At 57.2% G+C, this 996-nt stretch carries 1 protein-coding gene; it reads left to right on the forward strand.

The genetic code is table 11. The annotated features are described in order from the left end of the window. Positions 1-61 precede the first annotated feature (61 nt). The gene (locus tag BQ8482_RS32675) at positions 62-874 is read left to right on the forward strand and encodes an SDR family NAD(P)-dependent oxidoreductase (protein ID WP_123151304.1); all 813 of its coding nucleotides are present in this window, start codon (positions 62-64) and stop codon (positions 872-874) included. Positions 875-996 lie beyond the last annotated feature (122 nt).

The raw sequence follows: 996 nt of genomic DNA on the forward strand, positions 1-996 counted from the left end.
GCACATCACGGGGGTTGCTATTCCTATAGATGGCGGCTTCACGGCAGGATAGGAGGAATTCTTGGGTAATCGGCTATCAGGCAAAGTTGCCATCGTCACCGGCGGCAACCGAGGCATAGGGCGTGCAATTGCCGAGCGGCTCGCTGATGAAGGCGCCTTGGTTATCGTCGGCGATTTGCGTGACGATCGCTCAGCTGATTCCGGCGGCGTCGAGAGGCTTACGTTCATGTCTCTTGACGTCACAAAGGAGGCCTCAATTCGCGCATTCGTTGACGGGGTCCTGCAGAAGTTCGGCAGGATCGATGTCCTGGTCAACAATGCCGGTATGGTCATTCATAAGTCCATCGACGAACAGACTGCCGAGGATTGGGACAGGCTTATGGCGGTCAATCTTCGTGGTCCGTTTTTAATGGCCAAGTATGTGGTCCCGGAAATGAGACGTATCGGCTCGGGCACGATCGTCAACATCGGGTCGGTCGAGGGCTATATGGTCAACCCTTGGCATACAGCCTACGCGGCCACGAAGGCCGGCGTGCATGGTCTTACGTTGGGACTGGCAGTTGACCTCGGGCCTGATGGTATACGTTGCAATACCGTTTGCCCCGGTTGGATCGATACCGAGCTGAACCGTGCCTACGTCGAGATGCACCCGGACCGAAGCTTGATCGAGCGGGAATTGGGGCAACTCCACCCGGTAGGAAGGATTGGCGCTCCAAAGGAGATAGCCAATGCGGTCCTTTGGTTGGCTAGTGAGGATTCCAGTTTCGTTAGCGGTGAAATGATCTCCGTCGACGGCGCGCGAACCAAAAAGATATCCCTGCCCGCCATCTTGGACGAGGAGTATCGGGCCAAGCTGACGAAGCCGCAGCCATAGTGGTACGTAGGCGACTTCGAACGGATTGCCATACCATAGGGGCTGTCGCTCGACCCGATCATCCTGGCCCTCTCTTGAGCCGCACGATGATGTCGACCTTCGCTCTCTTGCAGGCGGGCAGG

The sequence above is a fragment of the Mesorhizobium delmotii genome, from assembly GCF_900149755.1.
Taxonomy (GTDB): Bacteria; Pseudomonadota; Alphaproteobacteria; order Rhizobiales; family Rhizobiaceae; genus Mesorhizobium; species Mesorhizobium delmotii.